Genomic DNA, 22,880 nt, shown 5'->3' with positions numbered 1-22,880 from the left:
CTGCAATACGATGGATGTTTTTAATACTTGTAATTGGTGTGGTAAGATATATCGCTATAAGCGAGGGATAATCAGTCGATTGATTATTAATCGTAAATATTGTAGCGAAACATGTAAGAAGCAAGCTGAAGGTGCTGTGAAAGCATCACGACGATTGCATCGCTCTAATAGTTTGGTTGAAATAAGAATTCCACCAATCATGTGTTTTGAAGAAGTTGAAGACGTTCGTTGATTTTTGTTTTTTGATATTTAAGTAGATTCCCCCGATAAATAAGCCTGTTGAAAGGCAGGTTTATTTATCTTTTAACAAAACATCATGGCAACAACAGGAAGGAGACAGTTTAAACAACTTGATGCATCGCATTGGTTTCTCAGTTTTCAAGTTTTTGTTGTTATTTCAGTTTTATCATTGTTTTTGTTGGGTCTTTAATTCTTGATTTAAACGATTACCATAAATAACCCCTTCTCTATGAAAGCGGCCATCTGTTATTCGGGTGTGCCGTTTTTGCTTTTTTGTCTTTTGTTGTTGGTTTTGATGGAGCGAACGGTGTTGTCGCTCTCCTTATGACATCTCTTCTGAGCCCTTTTATTTCTATCTTTGCGACATGTCATATACCCGTTATTTTCATCATTTGGGCATCGAATCGCTCAATGCCATGCAAGATGCTGCCATTGCTGCATTGCATCATCATCGCAACTTGATGTTGTTGAGTCCTACCGGTTCCGGTAAAACATTGGCTTTTCTCTTGCCATTGCTCGATTTTTTACGTGAGGGCAATCATGGGATTCAAGCATTGATATTGGTGCCCTCGCGCGAATTGGCTTTACAAATTGACGATGTTTTTCGTCGTTTACGCTCAGGGCATAAGGTGTCTTGTTGTTATGGTGGTCACGACATCCGCATTGAAATTAACAACCTAATTGAACCTCCTGTCGTGCTGGTAGGAACGCCCGGTCGCGTGCTCGACCATCTGCGCAACAGTCGCATTCAGCTTAAGGGGGTACGGATGCTGGTGTTGGATGAGTTTGACAAATGTCTCGATTTTGGGTTTGCCGATGAGATGGGCGCCATTTTGGAGCATCTTGGCGATGTTCAAACTCGAGTTCTCACGTCAGCGACTCGCATTGAGCATCTGCCTTCTTTTACGGGTGTTGATGATGTTCATACGCTCGATTTTATATCTCAGGTGGTGCCTTCGGGGCAATTGACACTTCGTCGTGTCGATGTGTGGCAGGCAGATAAGTTGGAGGCATTGTTGCTGTTGGTCTGTAAGTTGGTCGAAGCTCGCATGTTTGTTTTTCTGAATCATCGTGATGCCGTGGAACGGGTTGCCCGTTATTTGAACGATCACGGTGTGGTGAACGAGATTTTTCACGGTGGCCTTGATCAGCGTGACCGTGAACGTACTCTAACGCTTTTTCGAAATGGCAGTTGTCGCATTTTGATTACCACCGATTTGGCTGCCCGAGGACTCGATATTCCCGATATTGATGCCGTGATACATTACCATTTGCCTGTGAATGCCGAATCATGGACGCATCGCAATGGTCGTACGGCTCGCATGGGTGCCGGTGGAACAGCTTATGTATTGGCTTTAGGTGATGAAGTGCTACCCGACTTTATTCCGGATGATGTGTATCGAGAATCGTTACCTGCAGAGGCAATCATCCCTCCTCAACCCCGCTGGTGTACCTTGATGTTGAATAAGGGACGCAAGGATAAGGTCAATAAAGTTGATGTGGTCGGTTTTTTTTGTCAAAAAGGAGGTTTGTCCAAAGATAACATTGGGCTTATTGAGGTGAAAGATAACCAGGCTTATGTGGCTGTGAGTCGTGCGGAAGTACTCGCTTTATTGAAGCACTTGCGTGGTGTACCACTCAAAGGGCGAAGTGTTCGAATTCAAATGTTGTGAGGCATTGTAAGAGTGTTATTCCAATGCCGGGTTGTACACATCAGTGGTATCGGAGATGGTGATTATTAAATCCTCATTGTAATTGAGTGTGTATTTGTTCCGGGTTTTGAGATACACCAGGTTGCCGTTGGCCGTCATGTAAAATTCGAGTTGAAAGGTTTTTGGCCAGTTTTCCTTTTCGTCACTGATGGTTCGTTTGGCCGAAGTTTCGCCGGTCATCACATAATCGTAAATGCCATATTCGCCCCAGTTGATACTTTGTAAAGCGACGTTGTGCACTTTGTTTTGCACGCGAATGGTGCCTTCTTCGTAGTCGATGCATCCGGTGAGTGTGATGATAATGAGGAGAGTGGTAATGATGGTATGTTTCATGGTAGAGGTTACGTGATGATTGTTAGTAATTAAGGTTTAATTTCGATTTCGAATTCCCCGATGTATGAACCTCTTTGGTCGGGCTTAACTGTCAGAGGTACCGATGCGGCTGTGGGGCATTTTTTGATAGTGCCATCCGCTCTGCGTATGTCAAACGATTCGATGCGGAAAAGGTAATCGCCGGCCAACAGCGATTGATAGTTGAGTAGTAAATCGGCAAAGTGACCGGCATTGGTGGTTGTGGTATTGCTGATTTGATATGAAGCCACTACCGGATATTTGATTGGGACGTTTGTGACGCGGAAGTTTTTCACTGTTTCCAAGTCAAATATTGTTGTGTCGATGGGCAAGGATGAAACTGATCCCCAAGTGAGTCTGTTGACTTTCATGGTGATGTTGAGCAGCGAGTCGGTGGCCGGGTATTTTTTTACGCCATCGATCATCAAGTAAGGTTGAATGTAGAAGAGTATTTCCTTAAATGTTGCCGATTGGTTGCCATACATGATGCTCGACTGTGTATTATAGACGTAGGGGGAGTCGTTGTCGAGATCTTCTTTGGTGCACGAGGTGTATAGTGCCATTAATAAAAGGATGGCGCAGATGTGCCAGTGTTTGTTCATGGTCAGGATGTGTTAGAATTAGTTGTTGATTTTGTGCTTTCTGCATCCTAAGCAGATGAGTGATAAATGTCTTTGTCGGTATGGCAATATTAAATATAATTTTGAAAACAGAAGGCGGGGACATTCAATTATTACGGAATGCGAATCTTTTTTGCTCCCACAATTTTCTTCTTGCGATCCAATGATGTTGTTTCTATCTTGTTTGCTCATCTCTTTTATTTTGAAAGTTAAAGTTGATTTGATATGAAGGTGTTAAGAAAGTTGCGTGTCTGATATAAAACTGTTTAAATTTCTAATGAAGTGGAATGTAAAAGGGGGGTGGCAGTAAATTATTGGTTTTTTTAAGTCTTTTTGTGCCCGCAAATCCCATGTACTTATTATTTTTACAGGCGATAAAAAAGTTTAACGCCGCTCTGAAAAGTTTAACAGCGGATGTGGCTCTTTTTATCTCAATTTAGATTCTTTCATGCAAGCATGGAGAACCGACTTTCGAGAAAATCTTTTCAAATGAAACGAGCCATGAATCAATTCATTCACAGAAGGATCGTGATTGGCGAGTTACATGTGGCAACTGAAAAAAATATAAACACATGAAAAACGAAATGATAAACAAAGAAAAGTTGACCAAGAAGGACAGGAAGGACATGATTCAGTACATCAACCTTCAGTTGGCAGCCTTGGGACAACCGTTGTATTACGACGACAATGACGCCAAAAACAAATTGTCGAATGCCAAGTTTATTTCCCTGACTGAAGGTTTGATTAGCAGTTTTCGTGAAAACTCTCGTTTACTGGGTGAACGACTCTCGCCGGTTGATACCCGCATCCAGAATTTTTTGGATGATTATTTGAAAGACATCAAATTAGATAAAAGCTGGCGATTGCCTAATAATACGTTTGTACTCAATCAGCCGGGGATGGCACGCGAAGTGTGTTTACCCCCCAATGGTGAGATGTTTCATAATGAATTTGTGACATCATATCGTGTCAAGCAGGGGGTTTTAAACAACCCGGCTAAGGACAAACGGACCACCGAAGGTACTTTTCATATTGTGGACGGCGGATTGCCTGTGCCTCTTGACAAGAAAGAAGTTCCTCGTTTGACATTTGCTCATTTGTTGTGTGCGGCCCTTACGCCTCCCGATGATTTGAAATTGTTGCCTTTCACGGCCAATCAGGATCATCAGGCTAAAGTGATGGCTTCTTTATTGATGCGTCCCATTGTGGTGCCTGAAGTTAAAGGGGTCATCAGTGAAAAGAGTATGGAGATTCGGTTCTTTGCTCCCGGGAGTTTTGTAAGTAACCTCGATTTTGTGGAGTCGGTATTTGGCAATGCCGGCGACCCGAACTTGGCAAAAAACGATGCTGCGCTTGATATTGCTCATTGGACCGGTCATACCGGCTGTATCATACTGGCTCCCCACTTGGTGAAATTAACCAAAAAAGAAGTGGGGTTGCCTCATTATGATCAAGCGACCGAGCGTCAGCGCCGTGAAGGGATGTGCTGGAAAGAAGAGAGTGAAATTTATAATAATGGTGTGCCTTTTAAACTGACTTGTCGGGATGAACGAGGCGTTGTGGTGACCATTGTGGCTGATAACTATTTTGGTTATTCTAAAAAAGAAATTAAAACCCAAATCGGTTATTCCGCAAACTTGTTTGGATTGGTTGAAGAGGAGCATGCCGGTGGTGCCATTGCTTTCCCTCGTGGGAACATGAGTGATCATGTGTATGGCAATATTTTTAATTCTAAATTTGCCCAAAAGTACACGTTTAGTGATGTGACACGCCTGTTGGGGGATCGCATTGAGGTGATGGCCGAGAATTATGCTGTGGATAAAAAATATCCGGAAATTGTCTATATCCCCGAGAATGCCGATTTGGATATGTACAAGAGCAGTATTGCCTGGACCTACGATAATGGCAAGGAGTTTCAGTTAACCATGTCGCCCAAGAAGATTTATGTGCATCCATCGGGGCACAAGTTTCAACTTACCAAGCACCAAACACAAAATATGTGGCGTATTATTGATACTGCGCCCGAAGGTGTGTTTTGTCACAAGCCAAGCACCGTGTCGGGTGGTGGTAAGTCGGAGATTTCCAAATCGATGCAAAACGCCATTAAATATGGCTTCTTCTATATTAAGAACCTGGAAGAGGATTCCAAGATGGCCGATAAACTCATTAATTATGATTACTCGAAGCGGTGGAAAGTGGCCAAGCCCGATTCTGAGCCTTCGCGTTCATTCCTGAGTCCAAAGCGTTCGCTGGGGTCGGCTGTGAAGTTGCTCACACCATCTGATCAGTATAATGATGAGTACAATGCCTTCCTGCGCAGTATTCCTGATTATATTCTCACATTTGTGTTGTATATTAAGCGTTTGCACCGCGGCACCGATGAAAATATCGACTGGAAGAAAGAATTTAGTGTTGAAATTATCAATGGTCGTCAGGGGAATGCATTGCGATATAAGAACCAACCCATTATGGCCAGCTTTGCCCGTGTTGGGTTCAATCAGGAAGGTAACTGGTTGTTGCACAAGTTGCGAAGTGACTTTGTTCCCAGCCAAAAAATTCAGATGGAGGACGATATCACCGCTTCCATTACTGTTCCTGCAAGCAAACTGAGCAAACTGAATCCCGAGTACACTAATCAGAGCGTTAAGTTTACTGCCAATTGCGAAAGCTATTTGTTCCAACGCCCTGATGATGCCGTTATTCGTGGATACGATAAGGAGGCCGAATTTGATATTGTTCAAGATAATACATTCCTGACCAATTATGAACCGCTCACGAAGAAGGATGCCATCGCCATTATGGAAGATGCCATGAATTATGAGCAGTACACGCAGCCGGTTAAGGATTTCATTGCCCGAATTATTGAGAGCGAAGACGAGGACTTCACCTTTGTGGTGCCATCGCACACACGTATTGTTAATGGTAAACCCACTGCAAATCCACGTTATCTTGAGCGTAATCGTTTTAAGGAAGAATCTATCGATACCTATTTGGCCGAAGTTGGAGCTCGTTTGCACCGCAAGGTAGAATCCGGATTACCCGTTTATACGCCTGTTAATGCGGTATTGCCCGGTCGTCGCAACAACCCGGTCGATAAAAAGTCAGGTATTCGTCCATTGAGCGTTTACAACCCTATTCACTATCAGGAGTTGCCTGAGTTGTTCATGGACTTTATTTGCAGCCTCACAGGAAAGTCGCCTTCGACAACCGGAGCCGGCTCGGAAGGTGCGTTGACTAAAGGGCCATTTAACATGTTGGCTCCCACATCCGACTTGAATAACGCATTGTTGTCGTATATCCTTACCGGTTATCAGGGCTTTAGTTCGGCTGCCGGGTACATTGGTCATGAATATCGTTTCGATCACGATATCAGTATTCTGATTCCCGAAATTTGGGCTCGTTTGGAGCCTGCCGACCGAAATCCTAAGTTGTTGATTGAGACCAATTGTCTCGAAAAGCTTGAGGATTTTGAATTCAATGGTAAAAAAGTATTGGCCAGTCGTTTAGGGTATCGTATCACCGGAAATTTTGCCTTCCGTTGCATGAACCGACTGTTTGATGAGCCTTTGGCTGTATTCAACGAGAAGATGCTTAAGCCTGAACTCCAAAGCATGGAGGATTTTGTTGACGGGATCAATAATATTACCGAAGCTCAGCAAAAGGTAGCACTCAATTATTTTGCCGACGGTAGTATCGAGGCGGCCATTCCTCCGTTGAAAGTGTTGTTGCACATCATGGCTTATGGTCATTACGAGGGCAAGGAGATAAGCGATCCATCGCTGCGTGCCATGTTTGATCGTGATATGGTGATTAATAGCAGTTGGTATAAGGAACGTCTCAAGTGTAAGCAGGCACAAGACGATGCTTTCCTGACCCGTCAGGTGGCTTATTTAGAGAATTTTATGTCTAATCCGGCCAATTGTTCTTTAGTAGAAGAGATGCAAATTGCCAAGAGACTTGAAAAAGCACGTGAAATACAAAAGCATGTGAAGACAGATGCATATCTGAAGGATTTGGAAGGCACCATTGGCGTGGATCCATTGTATCGAGGATAATCAGACTCAACGCTTTTCTAAGTATAGAGCCCCCTGTTCGTTTTGAGCAGGGGGCTTTTGTCATCTTGTGTGGTAATTATTTGTAGATGGTTGAGTCGTTGTTTCATGTTAGTTTAGAGGTTGTTTGTTCGTTCTTTATTCGATGAAAAGTCATGTTTGTTTTTTTCCCTGACGAATGGATTTTAATTAGCTTCAAATAATTGTTATTTTTGGCGCCTGTCACAATGGATATTATAAAGATGAAGGAGTGCGATTCTTGCATTCTATAGGCTATTGTGGGTTGAATGAATTAATCACAGAGTTTAAAATTAATGCGATGATGATTGTAAAACCATTAATGCGAGGATTTATCAGTTTGACCTCACATCCGGTAGGATGTGAAAAAAATGTGGTCAATCAAATTGAATACACCAAGAAAAAGGGCTTAGTCTCCGGACCTAAAAAAGTGTTGGTCATTGGCGCATCTACCGGATTCGGTTTGGCCTCACGCATTGTCAGTGCTTTTGGTTCCAATGCGTCTACCATTGGAGTTTTTTTCGAAAAAGCACCTGCTGAAGGAAAAACGGCCTCGCCCGGTTGGTATAATAGTGCTGCATTTCAAAAAGAAGCTGCTAAAGCTGGTCTTTATGCTAAAAGCATCAATGGCGATGCCTTTTCGGACGAAATTAAAAAGAAAACCATTGATTTAATTAAGAGTGATTTGGGTAAGGTCGATCTGGTTGTTTACAGTTTGGCTTCTCCTGTGCGCACTCATCCCAAGACAGGCGTGACCCATCGTTCGGTTCTGAAACCGATTGGTCAGGTCTTTACTGATAAAACGGTTGATTTTCACACAGGTAAGGTGACCACAGTATCTATTGAGCCTTGTGTTGGCGATGACATTGAGAATACCGTTGCTGTGATGGGGGGCGAAGATTGGCAAATGTGGATGGAAGCGCTTCTGGAAGCTGATGCATTGTCGGACAACGCCATGACAGTGGCTTATTCGTACATTGGCCCCCAATTGACTGAGGCTGTGTATCGTCGTGGAACTATTGGTAAAGCCAAAGACCATTTGGAAGCAACGGCATTTAAAATAAGTGATTTGCTGAAGGGTGTGAGTGGGAAGGCTTATGTTTCGGTAAATAAGGCATTGGTGACGCAAGCCAGCTCTGCCATCCCCGTGATTCCACTTTATATTTCTTTGTTGTATAAAATCATGAAGGCCGAAGGAATTCACGAAGGATGTATCGAGCAAATCGACCGTTTGTACCGTGAGCGTCTTTACACCAATGAATCCGTTCCGACCGACGACAAAGGGCGTATCCGCATTGACGATTGGGAAATGCGAGAAGACATTCAGGCTCGTATTGTTGAGCTTTGGAAACAAGCTGAAACTGAAAATCTGTCCGAAATTGGTGATCTGGAAGGATACAAGTCTGATTTCTTCAACCTCTTTGGATTTGGTTTTGAAAATGTCAACTATGCTGATGAGGTGAATGAAATGGTAGCCATTGATAATTTAGTGGAATAAAATTATGCAGATCTTATTGGGGAAGGTGCATGCTGATTTTCGATTCGCATTCATCTCTTTCTTAATTTTTTAGCTGTTCATATTAATTGTAAATCCCGGCATTACATTGTTTTGTGATGCCGGGATTTTTGTTTTTTTTCGATGGTGCTTGTTGATGTGTTAAATAATAGGTTTGAGTTGCATATTTGATGTTTGTTAACACCACGGCGTTGAATGGAGTGGTACCTTTGAAGCGAAGAAAACCAAACGAATTTTCGGTCAATGCTGCCAAATCAACGTACAAAAACCAGAGCCATTGCTCTAAACCGTTACTATCGCATCACTCGCTTTTATGAGTTCTTAACAAATCTGTCCATCAAAGGAGGGATTACCATTGCGGTGGTTGTTTCTCTATTTGTTTTGCTCGAATTGTTTGTGATTGATACGCGTGCATTATTGGATTCATTGGTGGAAAATTATTCCGAAAAAGTGATTTTATCCACTTTCTTGTTGTCCGAGACATTGATGGGATTGCTTCCTCCTGAGATTTTTATTGCATGGAGTTCAAAGATGAGCAGTCCATGGTTTTATTTGTTCCTGTTGTCCAGTGCTTCGTATATTGGCGGGTTTTTCGCATTTATGTTGGGGCGTTTAGTTTATCAAATTCCTCCCGTTCGTGATTCCCTTGAGATAAAATTAGCAGGCCATATTAAAAATCTTAGGAAGTGGGGTGGTTTGTTTGTATTTGTAGGAGCTATGTTGCCGTTACCCCACTCGTTGGTGAGTATGGCTTGTGGGCTTATTAAATACGATTTAAAGTATTATCTCCTATGGGCACTCTTTCGATTTTTGCGATTTTATATTTATGCCTTGGTGATATTTAGTGTGATATAGTATTTTCGCAGTTTAGCGCTGTTTTATCGTCGGTTTGATGGGTGATTGAGAATGAAAAGGGAATTTATCAGAAAGCGATTGTATGAAATAATTTTTGAGTCGGATACGCGAGCTGGTAAGATATTCGATGTGGTTTTGTTGTGCGTTATTCTTTTGAGTGTTATTTTGGTGATGCTTGAGAGTGTGGTGGAATATAAGCAGGGGTATACCGGTTTGTTTAATGTGCTGGAATGGTTGATTACTTGTGTTTTTTCCTTTGAGTATTTGGTTCGTATATGGGTGGTGAATCGGCCAGCGAGGTATTTGATGAGTTTTTATGGGTTAATTGATTTGTTCTCTCTCTTACCCTCTTTTTTAGGGCTTTTTTGGATTGGAAGTCATAGTTTATTGGTAATACGTGCATTGCGTCTCCTGCGAGTCTTTCGTATCTTGAAGTTAAATCGTTATACAAAAGCCGGACAAATGTTGACCCACGCTATGTGGCAGAGCCGAGAAAAGATTAGCGTGTTTTTGATATTTGTGGTGACGTTAGCCATTATCATAGGTACCGCGATGTATCTTATTGAGGGCGAGGTTAACGGCTTTACAAGCATTCCAAAGAGTATTTATTGGGCCATTGTTACCCTCACCACGGTTGGTTATGGCGATTTATCGCCTCAAACCGCGATGGGGCAGTTTCTTTCGAGTGTGGTGATGATCATGGGATATGCCATCATAGCAGTTCCCACCGGTATTGTAACTTCTGCAATTATTACGGAACGAAACACAAGAAACACACAAGTGTGTCCTCATTGTTTGTTTGATCGGCATGATGATGATGCTCTGTATTGTAAAAGATGTGGCGGGTTGTTGAATGAATTTGAGTGATTTTTTTATTTGTTGAGGGAAATTTCAGCGGTTTTGTTTCTTAATATATAGAAGTGCTGAAGTTTGAAGGTCGTGTATTTTCTTTTTTTTAAAATAATTTTGTGTGTAACGTCTTTTTGTAACCCATTCATTGATCGAATGTATTATGAATCTGTTCTGTTGCGTGTTTGAGTAAAGTGATTGACTGTGTGTGTACAAATTCGTTTTGTAATCTCGAGTTTTAGGCCATAAAATAATTGTGTGTAGAAGTAAGGAGCTGATGAAAAAGTATTTATTAAGCTTGCCCATCGGCAAGCGACTGAAGTTGATTGTTTCGATTCTGGTTAGTGTGGTAATTATTGTTTTAGGACTGTTTTTGTATCGCTATCAGAAGAGGATTATTTTTGATCAGGCAAAACAAAACAGTTATGCCACTCTTGATGACCTGATTCGATTTACCCAAAACGAGATTGATGCCAGTCGCGATAAAATTGGATATTTTGGACAGGTAGCATTTCATTATCTTAGTTCAATGGGCGATTACCGCCAAAGTGGAAGTGAACGGATTCAATATCACGCCAAAGTGTCCGATACTGATCAGGATACAACTCTATATATTCCAGCTGTATATATGGGTAAGGAGTTGTTGAATGGCAATTCCCGCATTTACGAAGATTTAAGTGCGATGGGCATTCCATTATTTATTTATTATCAAAGAGTTGATGATCACTTTGTTGAGATCTTAAATAGTCATAATCAATCTTCATTAGATCAACATGAAACACTCATATTCCCTGACGATTATACCGGACGTTGGAATTTGAGTGGTGTGTCGGATTCGATACATACAGTAAGTCATTGGGATGGAAATCAATGGGTGCAGGCCATACGCCTGTTTACCAAGAATAACAATGGCGAAATAAATGGAGCTATTGTGGTGGGCATTAAAGAGCGTGATGAGATGAAGTTGGGGCGTACCTTTCATGCCAAAAAGTTTCACGAAACCGGATTTTGTTACCAGGTTTCTGTCCGTGGTGAAATTACATTCCATCCGTCTATTCCTAATTTTACGATAATCGATAATCCGGCGTATAAGCAGATTATTGCTAAGGAAATGATTGATTCTGCCAATTATGTGACATTGAAAGATAGTGTGGGAGATATTAAGTATATTTTCTATAAGTATTTTCCGGCGAGTTATAATAATATGTTGATTGAAATCCCCGAACGTGAGGTTTTTAAGTCGTTATATGCTCTTCGTACCGGCATTGTGATTGCCATTGTGGTGATTGTATTGTTTTTGTATTTGATTCTTACTTACATCGCAAAAACCATTACTGTTCGTTTAGATAGGGCTGTGAATCAGGCTAAAAGTATTTCTGATGGTGATTTAACGGCTACGATACCTATTGATTCATCAGATGAGTTGGCGGAGTTAGGAATGTCTCTTAATCGGATGAATGATGTGCTCAAAGAGACTGTTTCCAAGATTGTATCGACTGTTGAAACCGTTAATGGAACGACGGACGAATTGACAAAAATATCACGAAATATTGCTGATGGTGCGAATGTTCAGGCATCTTCATTAGAAGAGATATCATCATCGATGGAGGAGATTACCGGCACTGTTGAGCAAAATACGTTTAATGCGAAAAAGACATCTGCCATTTCAGAGGAATCGGCGGTGAATATTCAAAGTAGTAGTGATGTGTTGCAAGAAAGTGTAGGGTATTTGAATGAAATCGCGCAGAAAATCACCGTTATTAATGATATTTCTTTTCAGACCAATTTATTGGCATTGAATGCAGCAGTTGAAGCAGCTCGTGCCGGAGAGCATGGACGAGGATTTTCGGTTGTGGCCGGTGAGGTTCGGAATTTGGCAGAGCGAAGCCGTGTGGCAGCTGTTGAAATTGGTAAAGTTTCAAAAGCCGGGATGGAAATTGCCCGAGAGGCCGGCGTAAAACTTTCTGATCATGTCCCGATGGTTCATCAAACTGCCGAGCTGGTTCGTGAAATCACTGCTGCAAGTATTGAGCAGAGCTCTGGTATTGAGCAAATAAATGCGGCCATACAAGGATTGAATCAAATAACTCAACAAAATGCTCGCGATGCTCATCACATTGCTTCTAGTATTGATCAATTGTCGGAAAATTCGGATGAGTTGACGAATCTCATGCATTTCTTTAAGATTTAAGCTTTAAAGTCGAGTTTTTAGTGGAGAATTGTTCTCAATTCACACCATCAATATGTCCATGAAAATAGTAGAGCCAAAGTCTTTCTTTCTTTTTAGTGACTCTTATTGTCGTTCTATTGATATTTGGATTGATCTGAAATAGTTACAACGAGTGTGGGAGGTAGGAAAAGGAGCCACTTCCCAGTCCTTCCTGTGATGGGGGGGGATTATCTGATTGTTAAAAAGAAATGTTTTTAGGGAGTGTCGGTATGATGAGGAGCGCCGAGAGCGAGTGATGGAAAGACGTGATGAAACACGTCTGTACGATACGATAGTGGAAGCCCGATTCTGTAAGGAATCGGGCTTTTTTCGTGAGGTGATGGGAATGGGATTTGATGGTGCTATTATTCGAGGACTTGATTTGCACTTTTTGATAGTCGGGCACCCTGCGGTAAATGGCCCTACTTAACTAAGCATTTCAGGCACTCTTCATACACTATCTAGGGAGTATCTAGGGAGTATCAAGGCACTATCTATACATTAGCCATGGGTAAAATGTATGAATCCCTTTGGTGGTGCGGGGTGTAGAAAATGAGGAAATGGGTGTGCGGGGTGATTTTGGGGAAAGTGGAGAAAATGGGTTAGAGAAAATGATACTAATTTTAGGGGTGTGGGGGTGCAGTAGGGATGGTCTTGCAAGTTGTGATGAATTAGAGAGAGAAAGAGACGCACTAGTCGTGCGTCTGTGCGGGGAGTGTAATAAGATTGGAAGCATGAGATGCGATAATTCGCGTCTGTACGGGGTAATCGCCTAAGAGGGCGATTACCCCGTCTTATGGCTGTTTTTGGGATATGACGGGAATACTTGATGAGACAAAAAAGGCCTAACTACTATGTAGTTAGGCCTTTTTTTGTCGGGGTACCAGGATTCGAACCTGGGACCCCCTGGTCCCAAACCAGGTGCGCTACCGGACTGCGCTACACCCCGAACTTTTCCGGTTGCAATCCACTTTAAGAAAAGTGGCGGAGAGAGGGGGATTCGAACCCCCGGTACAGTAATCCCGTACGACAGTTTAGCAAACTGTTGGTTTCAGCCACTCACCCATCTCTCCGTGAATGTGATTGCAAAAGTAAGCGTTTATTTTATAAATGCAAGGGTTTTGCAAGAAAAATATTTGCTCAATTGGGCTTTTATGCTCCTGGTCTGGGGTAATGCTTTATTGGACAATGCAAAAGGCTGTCGGGTGACAGCCTTTTGTATTGTTGATTTTATTTGTTGTCGCTCTTAGGAGAGGGCGGTGTTTGGGGCTTGGCAATGGATTCACGCATGGCTGTATCGGCTTCAATGTTTCGATATTTGACGTAATCCATGATGCCCAAGTTGCCGTTTCGGAATGCTTCGGCCATGGCTTTGGGGACTTCAGCTTCGGCTTCAATGACTTTTGCACGTGCTTCCTGAGCTTTGGCTTTCATTTCTTGTTCAAGGGCAACGGCCATGGCACGGCGCTCTTCAGCTCGAGCCTGAGCGATGTTTTTGTCAGCTTCGGCCTGATCCATTTGTAAAACGGCACCAATGTTTTTCCCGATATCAATGTCTGCGATGTCAATGGAGAGGATCTCAAATGCAGTGCCGGCATCCAATCCTTTTTGTAGAACCAGTTTTGAGATTGAATCAGGATTTTCGAGCACGGCTTTGTGAGAGGTTGATGAACCAATGGACGAGACGATGCCTTCACCAACACGCGCCAGAATGGTTTCTTCTCCAGCGCCTCCCACTAATTGTTTGATGTTGGCTCGAACAGTGACTCTTGCCTTTGTGATTAATTGAATCCCATCTTTAGCGACGGCAGCCACGGGGGGGGTGTCAATCACTTTGGGGTTGACCGACATTTGAACTGCCTGAAAAACATCTCGCCCGGCAAGATCAATGGCTGTGGCCATTTTAAATGACAAGTCGATGTTGGCTTTTGCTGCCGAAACGAGTGCGTGTACCACTTTTTCGATATGACCTCCGGCCAGGAAGTGTGCTTCCAGTTCGTCACGTTTCACGTCTTTAAGTCCTGCTTTATGGGCTTCAATCATAGCACGGACGATGTTTGTGGGTGGGACTTTACGGATGCGCATCAACACAAGTTGGATGAGAGAGATACGCACGCCCGATACCAGAGCCGATATCCATAGAACAATGGGTACATAATACATGATAATGAAAAACAGGACAATGCCTGCGACAATGAGTCCGAGGGACTGTAATTCTTCCATAGATGATTAATTTAGAGGTTTTACAATGATATACGTCTTGTGAACTTTGACGACCTGCACGGGAGTTTTTTCATCGATAAAATGCCCCGGGCAATGCGCCTCAATGATTTGGTTGCCAATTTGCGCTTTACCAATGGGGTTGAGTCGTGAGATGGTTATGCCGTCGTCTCCCTCTTTCACGCACGATTCGTCGACGGTTGTGATATTCGAATCAATTTCTGATTTTAGAGCCAGTCGATCCCATGTTTTGGATCTAAGAGCCAACAAAACCATCACAAGGCCGGCGAGCAGCGTAATGATGAGTGCGATATGGCCACCTCCCGGACCAAAATTGCGGTAGGTGAAAAAAATACCCGCTGCTATTAATAGCGCACCTGCCACACCGACGACGGTAACCCCGGGGATGACAAAAAATTCGAGCAATAACAAGATTAATCCTGTCAGAATAAGAAGTACGATGACCAGTGTTGTCATAAAGTCAAGTGTCGATGGTGACGGATAGATAACGTTGCAGAAGTTGGTCGCGAAGCGGAGCCAGTGCGTCGTGCGTTCCTTTTTTAATGTCGCATTTGCCCTTGTAATGGGTAATCATCGCGCATTGCTCGGCCTGAATTTCATCATGGCGCACCACTTCGCATAAGCTTTCAATAACGTGATCAAATGTGTTGACGTCATCATTGTGAAGAATCAGCCAGCTCAGTGGCTCATGACTCTCGTAAGGTTCATTGAACGGCTGTTGTTTTTCTGATGGAACCATATGGCGTGATTTTTAAGTCAATGAAGATAATTACTAAATATGGAATTGTCAATTTTTAGGTTCAAGTTCTCTTGCTTTGCTCACAGGTATTTGTTTTTGATTGAGAAATGACACGATAAATGCCCCCGGAAAACCGGCTTCTTTAACTTGTGACAAAGCATTGGATGCTTGAAGATATGTTTTATATCGTCCCGTAAAATATTTGGTCACATTGCCTGCGTCAATCACTTCAGTGGTGATGTCCGGCAATTGCGCAAGCGCGGTGGCATCCGGACGTTTGCGAAACGCGCCAATTTGAATGCGAAATTCGGGTTGTTCCAAGTTTTCATGCAGAGGAGTATCCTGTGTAATTATTTGTTGTGGGGTAGCAACCGTATTATCAACCACTTCATTGGATGTGTCAGTCTGCAGGGTAGGGGTGGAGTCTTCTTGGGTTGATCGAGCATCCAATACCTGTTTCAGGTAAAATAATCCCGACTCTTGTTCTGCAACAGCTTTACGTTTCATGGCTCCAGCCGTTTCATAGTTGTTAATGTCGAGGGTGAGTAAAGCTTGGGAGGTTTGTTCTTGCGCCTTTTTAAATTGGCTGGATGCGTTGGTGTGGTGCAACATCATTTTTTCATGCTCCTGATTTGAGAGTGAAAAAATGCTCATTTCGCTGTATTTTTTTGCGTAAATGGCATATTTAGTATCAAACGCCTGGTGATATAATTTTAGTGCGTTTTCGCGCTGTTGACGTGCTTCGTTTACAAGTATCTGACCCTGGGTTTCTTCTGTTGCAATATCTTCCTTGTTTTGAAATGGGCGTGGCATTTGAACCGGTTGTTCTACCGGTTGGTATGCTTTTTCGAGCATGCGCGACGATTCAATATTTAGCATGTTTCCCCACACATACATCGAGTCGGCCTGTAATAAGCGTGCAGCATCGTCGGCATGAAAAAACTTTAGGTAGACACTTTTTAATGCAGCCAGTTCGCGTCCTCTGTCATCATCCGAATAGATGGTTAAATCGGGGGGGATGTTTGATGGTTTTAATTCCATTGAGGTAGGACCTTCAATACGGGTGCTTCCGTCAGAACGGTATTTCCCCAGTCGAATTAGTTCCCTTATTTTATCTTGTTCGTATTTTCGGGCATCATAATAAAGGCGTTCGATACCATCCCCAATGCCGTACGTTTGACTCTCGAGACGTAATATTTCATTGACATATTTGTTACGTTCCTCTTCGGAGATCGAAGCGGCATATCTTTGGCGCATCTGCGTCATTTGTTGCGCTAATGAGTCACGTTTTTGTTCCTGGCTAAAGCCTTTTTTAAATGACTCAAGGGCATAAAGAGATTGAAATTGTTCGTATTGGGTGTATTCAAGCGTGTCGGCTATTTGAAAACGGAACAATGCATTCGCATATTTGGCCGGAATGTTGGTTTTGTTTTTTATGTTTTCCTGGCTCATCTGCATTCCTTTTTCCGACAAAGGCATGGCTGCGACGACTTTAACCTCGTTTATGTCTGATATGTTGCTGCGAATCAGTTGGTCGGTCCATGCGATGGTGTGCACCACGCATTGATGGGGATCGGTGGCACGATTGGAGGTAAATGTTGCTGTTTTGTTAAATTCGTCCGGGGCAAAAAAATAATCGTCCATGGGAGAATTGAACGGAACGCCAAGGTTGGTGATTTCCGAAAAATGTTTCTTTTGAGTGTCGTAAACCGCTTTGTAAATGTCGTATCCGCCAAATCCACCGGGCCGGTTAGAGCTGAAGTATAATGTAATGCCATCTAAGCAAAGAAAAGGGTATCGTTCCTCAGAATCGGAATTGATTTCTCCCGACAGTCGGGTTGCTTCACTCCAGCCATCAATCAATCGTTCCATTTTATAGAGATCGTGTTGATTGGCCGATGACATGGTAAAGTAAACCACATCGCCCCTTTCGGTGGCAAAAACAATCCCGTCGGGATCAATGCCCGATTCAAAGAAATCGCTGTTTTTCATTATTTTCCCTGCATCAGGGGACAGTTGATAGGCTTCAAGTTCACTGCCACGATCAATGGTATCTGCAGAAAGAACCTCAGGGTGGTATATTTTGGTGATCATCGATTTGCCAAATTGGCATTCCTGAATGTACTGTAGCGTCTGGCTCTTCATTGCCGCATCAATGCCCTGTTGTGTAATGAATTTATTAAAATGCAACAGCGCCTCGTCATATTCATAATTGAGTTGAGAGGCACGTCCCAAATAGAAGAGAGATTCTTTGTTGACGTTTCTCATGACTGCATAACGGAGGCATTTTGCCGCTTGAGACAGATTCGAGTTGAGATGAACCAGTGAGGCACCATAAAAAAAGTTGATGCGTGCATCCCTCGATTGAAGACGGAACAGCTGTTCGTATGCTTTGGCAGCCTCGCTGTAGTTTCCGTTTTTAAAATATAGGTGTGCTTGCTCCTGTGTGATGTTTTGTGCCTGAAGCGATGAGGCAATAAGCAGAAAAATGAAAATGATTCGAATCCCTTTCAGCATGTTTTTGTTGCTTTAGTCTGTGTTTTAATCATTCAAAAATAAGCAATCGTCAACAAAACAAGATTAAAAAGATCTTTATAATTCCATTAAAGCCTTAATTCATGCCAAAGCATTGTGTTTTATGTCAATCATGGGTGAGTTACTTTTTTCAGTTCACAATTCGTGTGTTTTTATTTGAATGAAGATAATTAGCAAGTTAAGATGGCATTCTGTCACTGTTTGTTTAGGATGAGTCATCTTTTGGGTTTTGTTGTTTTTGTAAGGGTTTTAATATTAATCTTTTGAGTTGTATCGGAATTGAAAGCAGGGAAGGGGGTGAATTTTTTTAAGTCCTCTTAATGTCCGTGGAATACTTAGTTAATCAGTGTTTTACAGGGATATTTGTAACTTTTTAAACAACCCACTTCAAAACTCTGTTATTGTGAAATATATTTGTAACCAATACCTTTGAACAATGACAGAGTTAAAAGAAGGTGATCAAGCACCACAATTTACAGGCAAAAACCAGCATGGGGAGATAATTACATTGTCCGATTTTAAGGGCAAAAAGCTTATCTTATATTTCTATCCCAAGGACAATACTCCCGGATGTACGGCAGAGGCATGTAATTTAAATGATAATTTTGACGATTTAAATCAAAAGGGTTTTCATGTGATCGGCGTTAGTCCCGATAGTGAAACTTCACATCAAAAATTTATTGCCAAGTATGGATTGCGATTCAGTTTAATTGCCGATACCGATAAGCATATCTTGAAGCTTTATGGAGCTTGGGGAGAGAAAAAAATGTACGGAAAAGTATCCGAAGGAGTGTTGCGTTCAACTTTTATTATCAACGAATCCGGAGAGATAGAAAAAATCATTCGAAAAGTAGATACCAAGGAACACACCCAACAAATTTATCAAAACTTAAAACTATAATATAACCAATGGCAGAACAACAAGATTCTAGTGTCATAAAGGAGAAGCTGAAGGCACTTCAGCTCACCATGGACAAAATTGATAAGACTTACGGTAAGGGAACCATTATGCGCATGGGGGATCATGCGGTCGAGAAAATGGATGTCATTCCATCCGGTTCACTCACCCTTGATTTAGCACTGGGGGTAGGTGGGTATCCTCGTGGGCGTATTATCGAGATTTATGGTCCTGAATCATCCGGTAAAACGACATTGGCCATTCATGCCATTGCTCAAGCTCAAAAAAATGGGGGAGTGGCAGCATTTATAGATGCAGAACACGCATTTGATCGTTTTTATGCCGAAAAGCTTGGTGTTGATATTGAGAACTTGCTGATCTCTCAGCCCGATAACGGAGAACAGGCTCTCGAGATTGCAGATCAGTTGATTCGTTCGTCAGCCATCGATATCATTGTTATTGACTCAGTGGCAGCCTTGACACCAAAGGCCGAAATTGAAGGAGAGATGGGGGAGAACAAAGTGGGACTTCAGGCGCGTTTGATGTCGCAGGCGTTGCGCAAATTAACTTCAAACATCAGTAAAACAAATACCACCTGTGTTTTTATTAACCAGTTGCGTGAAAAAATCGGGGTGATGTTTGGAAACCCTGAAACAACTACAGGGGGGAATGCATTGAAATTTTATTCGTCAGTACGTCTCGATATTCGAAAAGTAACGGCGATTAAAGATGGTGAAAATGTCATCGGTAGTCAAACCCGCGTTAAGGTGGTTAAAAATAAAGTCGCACCACCGTTCAGAAAAGCTGAATTCGAGATTCTTTACGGCGAAGGCATTTCAAAAGTGGGCGAAATCCTCGATTTGGCAGTTGAAATGAACATCGTTAAAAAAAGCGGGTCGTGGTTTAGTTACGGAGACACCAAACTAGGTCAAGGTCGAGATGCAGTTAAGGATCTGATTCGTGATAATCCGGAATTGATGGACGAACTGGAGCAGAAAGTACGAGCCGAAGTGGCTGGAGGAAAGATTTAATGGTTCGATAGAATCGAACGGATAAGCACCGGACGATTTACTCATATTATCACAATAAGTAAAGGGGCAATGCCACCCAATAATGGGTCTTGCTCCTTTTTTTGTTCATTTGTTTTCGCATAAAACCAACTGATGATATTTAATGTAACAGTTTAGTTTGTTGGGAGGTCGAACCAAAAGGTGGAGCCTTTACCATAAACTGAAGCAAGTTCTATGTCACTGCCCATCAGGTTCACTAAAGCGCGGGCGATGGTGAGTCCCATTCCGGCTCCTCGGTACAACACGAGATTGTCGTTCTCAATTTTTCTGAAACGTTCAAAGATGAGGGGCTGGTACTCCGGTTGTATGCCAGTTCCGGTGTCAACTACATATAACCTGACTTTTCTCTCATTTGGAAAGTACTTATATCCAAATTCAATACGTCCATGTTGGGTGTATTTAATGGCATTATGAATCAAGTGTGTCATCACTTCCTTAATCCGGTTCCCATCACACATAATGGGAGGTATTGCGATGCAAGATGTTGATAGTTCAACGCTTTCGTGAAGTTCCCATAGCCCTTCGTGCAGATAATCGTTGATTTGTTGGCGAATGTCATTAAACAGGCTTGTGAGCTCAGTAGATTCCTTATGTAATTGAATTTGGTGAGTGGTTAATTCTGACAGCTCAATGATGTTGTTAATTAAAACCAGTAATTCTTCCGTGTTTTTTTTCATTACCCGTTGAAGGCCGAGTCGTTCTTCGTATTCACAATCGGGAATGACAAAAAGGTCACTGAATCCAATGATGGCATTGAGCGGAGTGCGGAGTTCGTGCGAGAGATTAGACAAGAACGCAGTCTTCAAGCGATCAGATTCCATGGCTTTATCCAGTGCCGCCTTAAGTTCTTCGGTACGTTTTTCAACCAAAAGCTCCATTTGGTTGCTGTAAGCTGTCAATTCCTGGTTCTGAGCATAAATGGCATCGTGTTGAGCTTCAATTTCTGCATTTTGTTCTGCCAGGATCGTGTTTTTTTCTTCAACCAGTTCTCTTAGTTGAACTTGTTCCTCAAATTGTTGGGTGATTTGTTCCTTTTGGTGTTTGATGGTGGTCAGCAATTTTTGTTTTTTGCGCACGAAATAAACCGTGAGAATAATCACCAATATAAGTAATCCCACAACGATTCCCATTAATGAGAATATGAGTCGCTGATTGGTGATGGTGGTTGTTAAATCATTAATTTTTATTTGTTGAAGGTCAATTCGTTGCTGTTGGTCGACCAATAACTGATATTGACGTTTTAAAACGATTGCATTGGTGCTGTCAACCACAAATGATTCAAGTTCAATGTGTTTGGGAGTGCTTTTGTGACCCAGGAGATTGATGGCCAATTCAATAGATTCCTTGCCTCCGGGAGGATTGTACCATGTTGCTGTAATTTCGCCATTGATTATTAAGTCGACACCTCCGTTTTTTCTGGCCAAGGCATCGATACCTATGATGATGGGTGATATTTGATGTTTCTTGCAAGCCAGAGAAATGCCCTTGGCCTGTACATCGTTGTGCGCAAAAATATAATCAGGGCGTATGTTATTTGCAAAAAGAGAATCGCAGAGTTGATAAGCCGCTGATTCATCCCATTTGCAAAATAAAGAATGTGTCACACTAATGTTGGGCCAATTCACTATTTCATCAGCAAATCCTTTGTTGCGGTCGAGAGCCGAAAATGAGGTTGATGGTCCTTTTATTTCTATTGCGCTCTTTGGTAACTGAGACCTTTTTCCGATGTATTGAGCGATTTGTTTCCCAATTTGGACGTCATTTGTACCTACGAAAGTGTTGTATTTGGCGTTATTAATAAGCCGATCTACCACAATGACCGGAATACCCATGTCGTGAGTTTGGGTAATAATGTCAGATATTGAATCGGGATGTGATGGGAAAACGATTAAAACATCAATTTTGTCCTTTATAAGTTGTTGGATATCCTGCCGTTGTTTTATGTAATTATTTCCGGCATCAATGAATTTCAAATCAATTAGATGCGTGTGAAATGAAGCTTCGCGAATGATTTCATCATATTGGTTTTGTCCCCATTCGCCAATTAATCCGCTATGGGAGATGCCTATGAGATGTTTGTTTTTTTTCTCGCACGCTGTAAACAAGCAAAAGATTAGCGCTACCAGAAAAATAAGGAGGATGTTTTTCATCATTTAACGACTGGTCGGTTTACTCAGGGTATGATACATCGTCATATTGAATAGGGTTTGGTGTTATCAGGAGTGTCAATCATAGTAGAGTCATTTTATTTATCTTGTAATGATATCAATTTTGTGTGCGTTTGCCAATTTCATTTTGATACACACGTTTAAAAAGTTGATAAATGGAATAAATTACTTCTCTGTCGATGATTCACTTGAATGATTTATTCTCGTCTTTTTAAATTTGTGATCATTTTTTCATTTGGGTTGGCGTTTTTTTCTTCGACATCGCTTCGTCCCATCTTCGGGACCGCTTCGGGGTTTCTTCGACCGTTCTTCGACCCCGCTTCGATACGGCTTCGACTCTGAGTCGAAGAAGCCCCGAATAAGGTGCGAATTAGGTACGACACAGGTATGTTTTCGACGATGCTACTTTTTGTGTGTTGTTATCACGGAGTCAGAATAAACGCAAAGGCGCGAAGGCGCGAAGGCGCTGAGTTATTTTGTTACGCCATGCGTTTAAATAACAAAGCAGATAACTCAAAATTGTTATATAGTAGATGTGGTGATTTTCCCGTCAAAAAGGGTGTGTTGTGGTTGGATTGATAAAACAAAAGGGGCGTTTGATAGAAAAAAGCCACACGAGAGAGCCTCATCATGACGCATGTTACTTCGCTCAAACCGCATCTCAGATGCCGGTTTCCCGTCGTTTCCGCCCATTGCCTGTACTTTATTCCATTTCCCTCTCTCTCGTAACCCACACGTGCTAAGCCTGGAAACACTATTTAAGCATTTCTTTAGCCAGAAACAGCCCGAATGATTTGGAAAAGCAAA

At 42.2% G+C, this 22,880-nt stretch carries 16 protein-coding genes and 2 tRNA genes; 8 read left to right on the top strand and 10 right to left on the bottom strand.

Going from position 1 to position 22,880, the window contains the following annotated elements:
- Window positions 1–605 precede the first annotated feature (605 nt).
- On the top strand, window positions 606–1,913 hold the full coding sequence (locus LX69_RS12755; RefSeq protein WP_111446440.1) for a DEAD/DEAH box helicase: 1,308 nt from the start codon (window positions 606–608) through the stop codon (window positions 1,911–1,913).
- Between the two features lie 15 nt (window positions 1,914–1,928).
- Here LX69_RS12755 and LX69_RS12750 read toward each other — a convergent pair whose 3' ends face one another.
- Both LX69_RS12750 and LX69_RS12745 read right to left on the bottom strand, forming a co-directional pair.
- Window positions 1,929–2,285: a hypothetical protein gene (locus tag LX69_RS12750; RefSeq protein WP_111446439.1), complete on the bottom strand. Its 357-nt coding sequence runs from the start codon at window positions 2,283–2,285 to the stop codon at window positions 1,929–1,931.
- A gap of 29 nt (window positions 2,286–2,314) precedes the next feature.
- Window positions 2,315–2,905 carry a hypothetical protein gene (locus LX69_RS12745; protein WP_111446438.1) on the bottom strand — a complete coding sequence of 197 codons (591 nt, stop codon included), beginning with the start codon at window positions 2,903–2,905 and terminating at the stop codon, window positions 2,315–2,317.
- A 590-nt stretch (window positions 2,906–3,495) separates the two neighbouring features.
- Here LX69_RS12745 and LX69_RS12740 point away from each other — a divergent pair.
- The 5 genes from LX69_RS12740 (at window position 3,496) to LX69_RS12715 (ending at window position 12,404) form a co-directional block, all read left to right on the top strand.
- Window positions 3,496–6,978, top strand: coding sequence for a hypothetical protein (locus LX69_RS12740; protein ID WP_111446437.1), 3,483 nt, complete (start codon window positions 3,496–3,498; stop codon window positions 6,976–6,978).
- A 316-nt stretch (window positions 6,979–7,294) separates the two neighbouring features.
- Complete coding sequence (gene fabV / locus LX69_RS12735; RefSeq protein ID WP_317046405.1) at window positions 7,295–8,491, top strand: enoyl-ACP reductase FabV; 1,197 nt, start codon at window positions 7,295–7,297, stop codon at window positions 8,489–8,491.
- A gap of 261 nt (window positions 8,492–8,752) precedes the next feature.
- Complete coding sequence (locus tag LX69_RS12725; protein WP_111446435.1) at window positions 8,753–9,364, top strand: YqaA family protein; 612 nt, start codon at window positions 8,753–8,755, stop codon at window positions 9,362–9,364.
- Between the two features lie 51 nt (window positions 9,365–9,415).
- Complete coding sequence (locus tag LX69_RS12720) at window positions 9,416–10,231, top strand: ion transporter (protein WP_111446434.1); 816 nt, start codon at window positions 9,416–9,418, stop codon at window positions 10,229–10,231.
- A 259-nt stretch (window positions 10,232–10,490) separates the two neighbouring features.
- Complete coding sequence (locus LX69_RS12715; RefSeq protein ID WP_111446433.1) at window positions 10,491–12,404, top strand: methyl-accepting chemotaxis protein; 1,914 nt, start codon at window positions 10,491–10,493, stop codon at window positions 12,402–12,404.
- A gap of 893 nt (window positions 12,405–13,297) precedes the next feature.
- Here LX69_RS12715 and LX69_RS12705 read toward each other — a convergent pair.
- The 6 genes from LX69_RS12705 to LX69_RS12680 form a co-directional block, all read right to left on the bottom strand.
- Window positions 13,298–13,371: transfer RNA gene (locus tag LX69_RS12705), tRNA-Pro, on the bottom strand.
- A 33-nt stretch (window positions 13,372–13,404) separates the two neighbouring features.
- Window positions 13,405–13,495, bottom strand: a tRNA-Ser gene (locus tag LX69_RS12700).
- 157 nt (window positions 13,496–13,652) lie between these two features.
- Complete coding sequence (gene floA / locus LX69_RS12695) at window positions 13,653–14,645, bottom strand: flotillin-like protein FloA (RefSeq protein ID WP_111446431.1); 993 nt, start codon at window positions 14,643–14,645, stop codon at window positions 13,653–13,655.
- A 6-nt stretch (window positions 14,646–14,651) separates the two neighbouring features.
- A complete protein-coding gene (locus tag LX69_RS12690; RefSeq protein WP_111446430.1) occupies window positions 14,652–15,119 on the bottom strand; it encodes an NfeD family protein in 468 nt (155 codons plus the stop codon).
- A gap of 4 nt (window positions 15,120–15,123) precedes the next feature.
- Window positions 15,124–15,402: an ATP-dependent Clp protease adaptor ClpS gene (locus LX69_RS12685; protein ID WP_111446429.1), complete on the bottom strand. Its 279-nt coding sequence runs from the start codon at window positions 15,400–15,402 to the stop codon at window positions 15,124–15,126.
- 48 nt (window positions 15,403–15,450) lie between these two features.
- Complete coding sequence (locus LX69_RS12680; protein WP_111446428.1) at window positions 15,451–17,919, bottom strand: tetratricopeptide repeat protein; 2,469 nt, start codon at window positions 17,917–17,919, stop codon at window positions 15,451–15,453.
- A 454-nt stretch (window positions 17,920–18,373) separates the two neighbouring features.
- On the opposite strand from LX69_RS12680, the gene bcp reads away from it, so the two are divergent.
- Entirely contained in the window at window positions 18,374–18,838 is a 465-nt protein-coding gene (bcp, locus tag LX69_RS12675) for a thioredoxin-dependent thiol peroxidase (RefSeq protein ID WP_111446427.1), read from the top strand.
- An 8-nt stretch (window positions 18,839–18,846) separates the two neighbouring features.
- Window positions 18,847–19,866 carry a recombinase RecA gene (gene recA, locus LX69_RS12670; RefSeq protein WP_111446426.1) on the top strand — a complete coding sequence of 340 codons (1,020 nt, stop codon included), beginning with the start codon at window positions 18,847–18,849 and terminating at the stop codon, window positions 19,864–19,866.
- 152 nt (window positions 19,867–20,018) lie between these two features.
- Here recA and LX69_RS12665 read toward each other — a convergent pair whose 3' ends face one another.
- Together LX69_RS12665 and LX69_RS17995 are read right to left on the bottom strand one after the other, a co-directional pair.
- Entirely contained in the window at window positions 20,019–22,055 is a 2,037-nt protein-coding gene (locus tag LX69_RS12665; protein ID WP_221621358.1) for a substrate-binding domain-containing protein, read from the bottom strand.
- A 540-nt stretch (window positions 22,056–22,595) separates the two neighbouring features.
- On the bottom strand, window positions 22,596–22,880 hold a 285-nt coding region (locus LX69_RS17995; protein WP_221621357.1), incomplete at its 5' end, for a hypothetical protein.

Origin of the sequence: Breznakibacter xylanolyticus, assembly GCF_003254275.1 — a bacterium.
Lineage (GTDB): Bacteria > Bacteroidota > Bacteroidia > Bacteroidales > Marinilabiliaceae > Breznakibacter > Breznakibacter xylanolyticus.
This window is presented reverse-complemented; position numbering and strand designations above follow the sequence as displayed.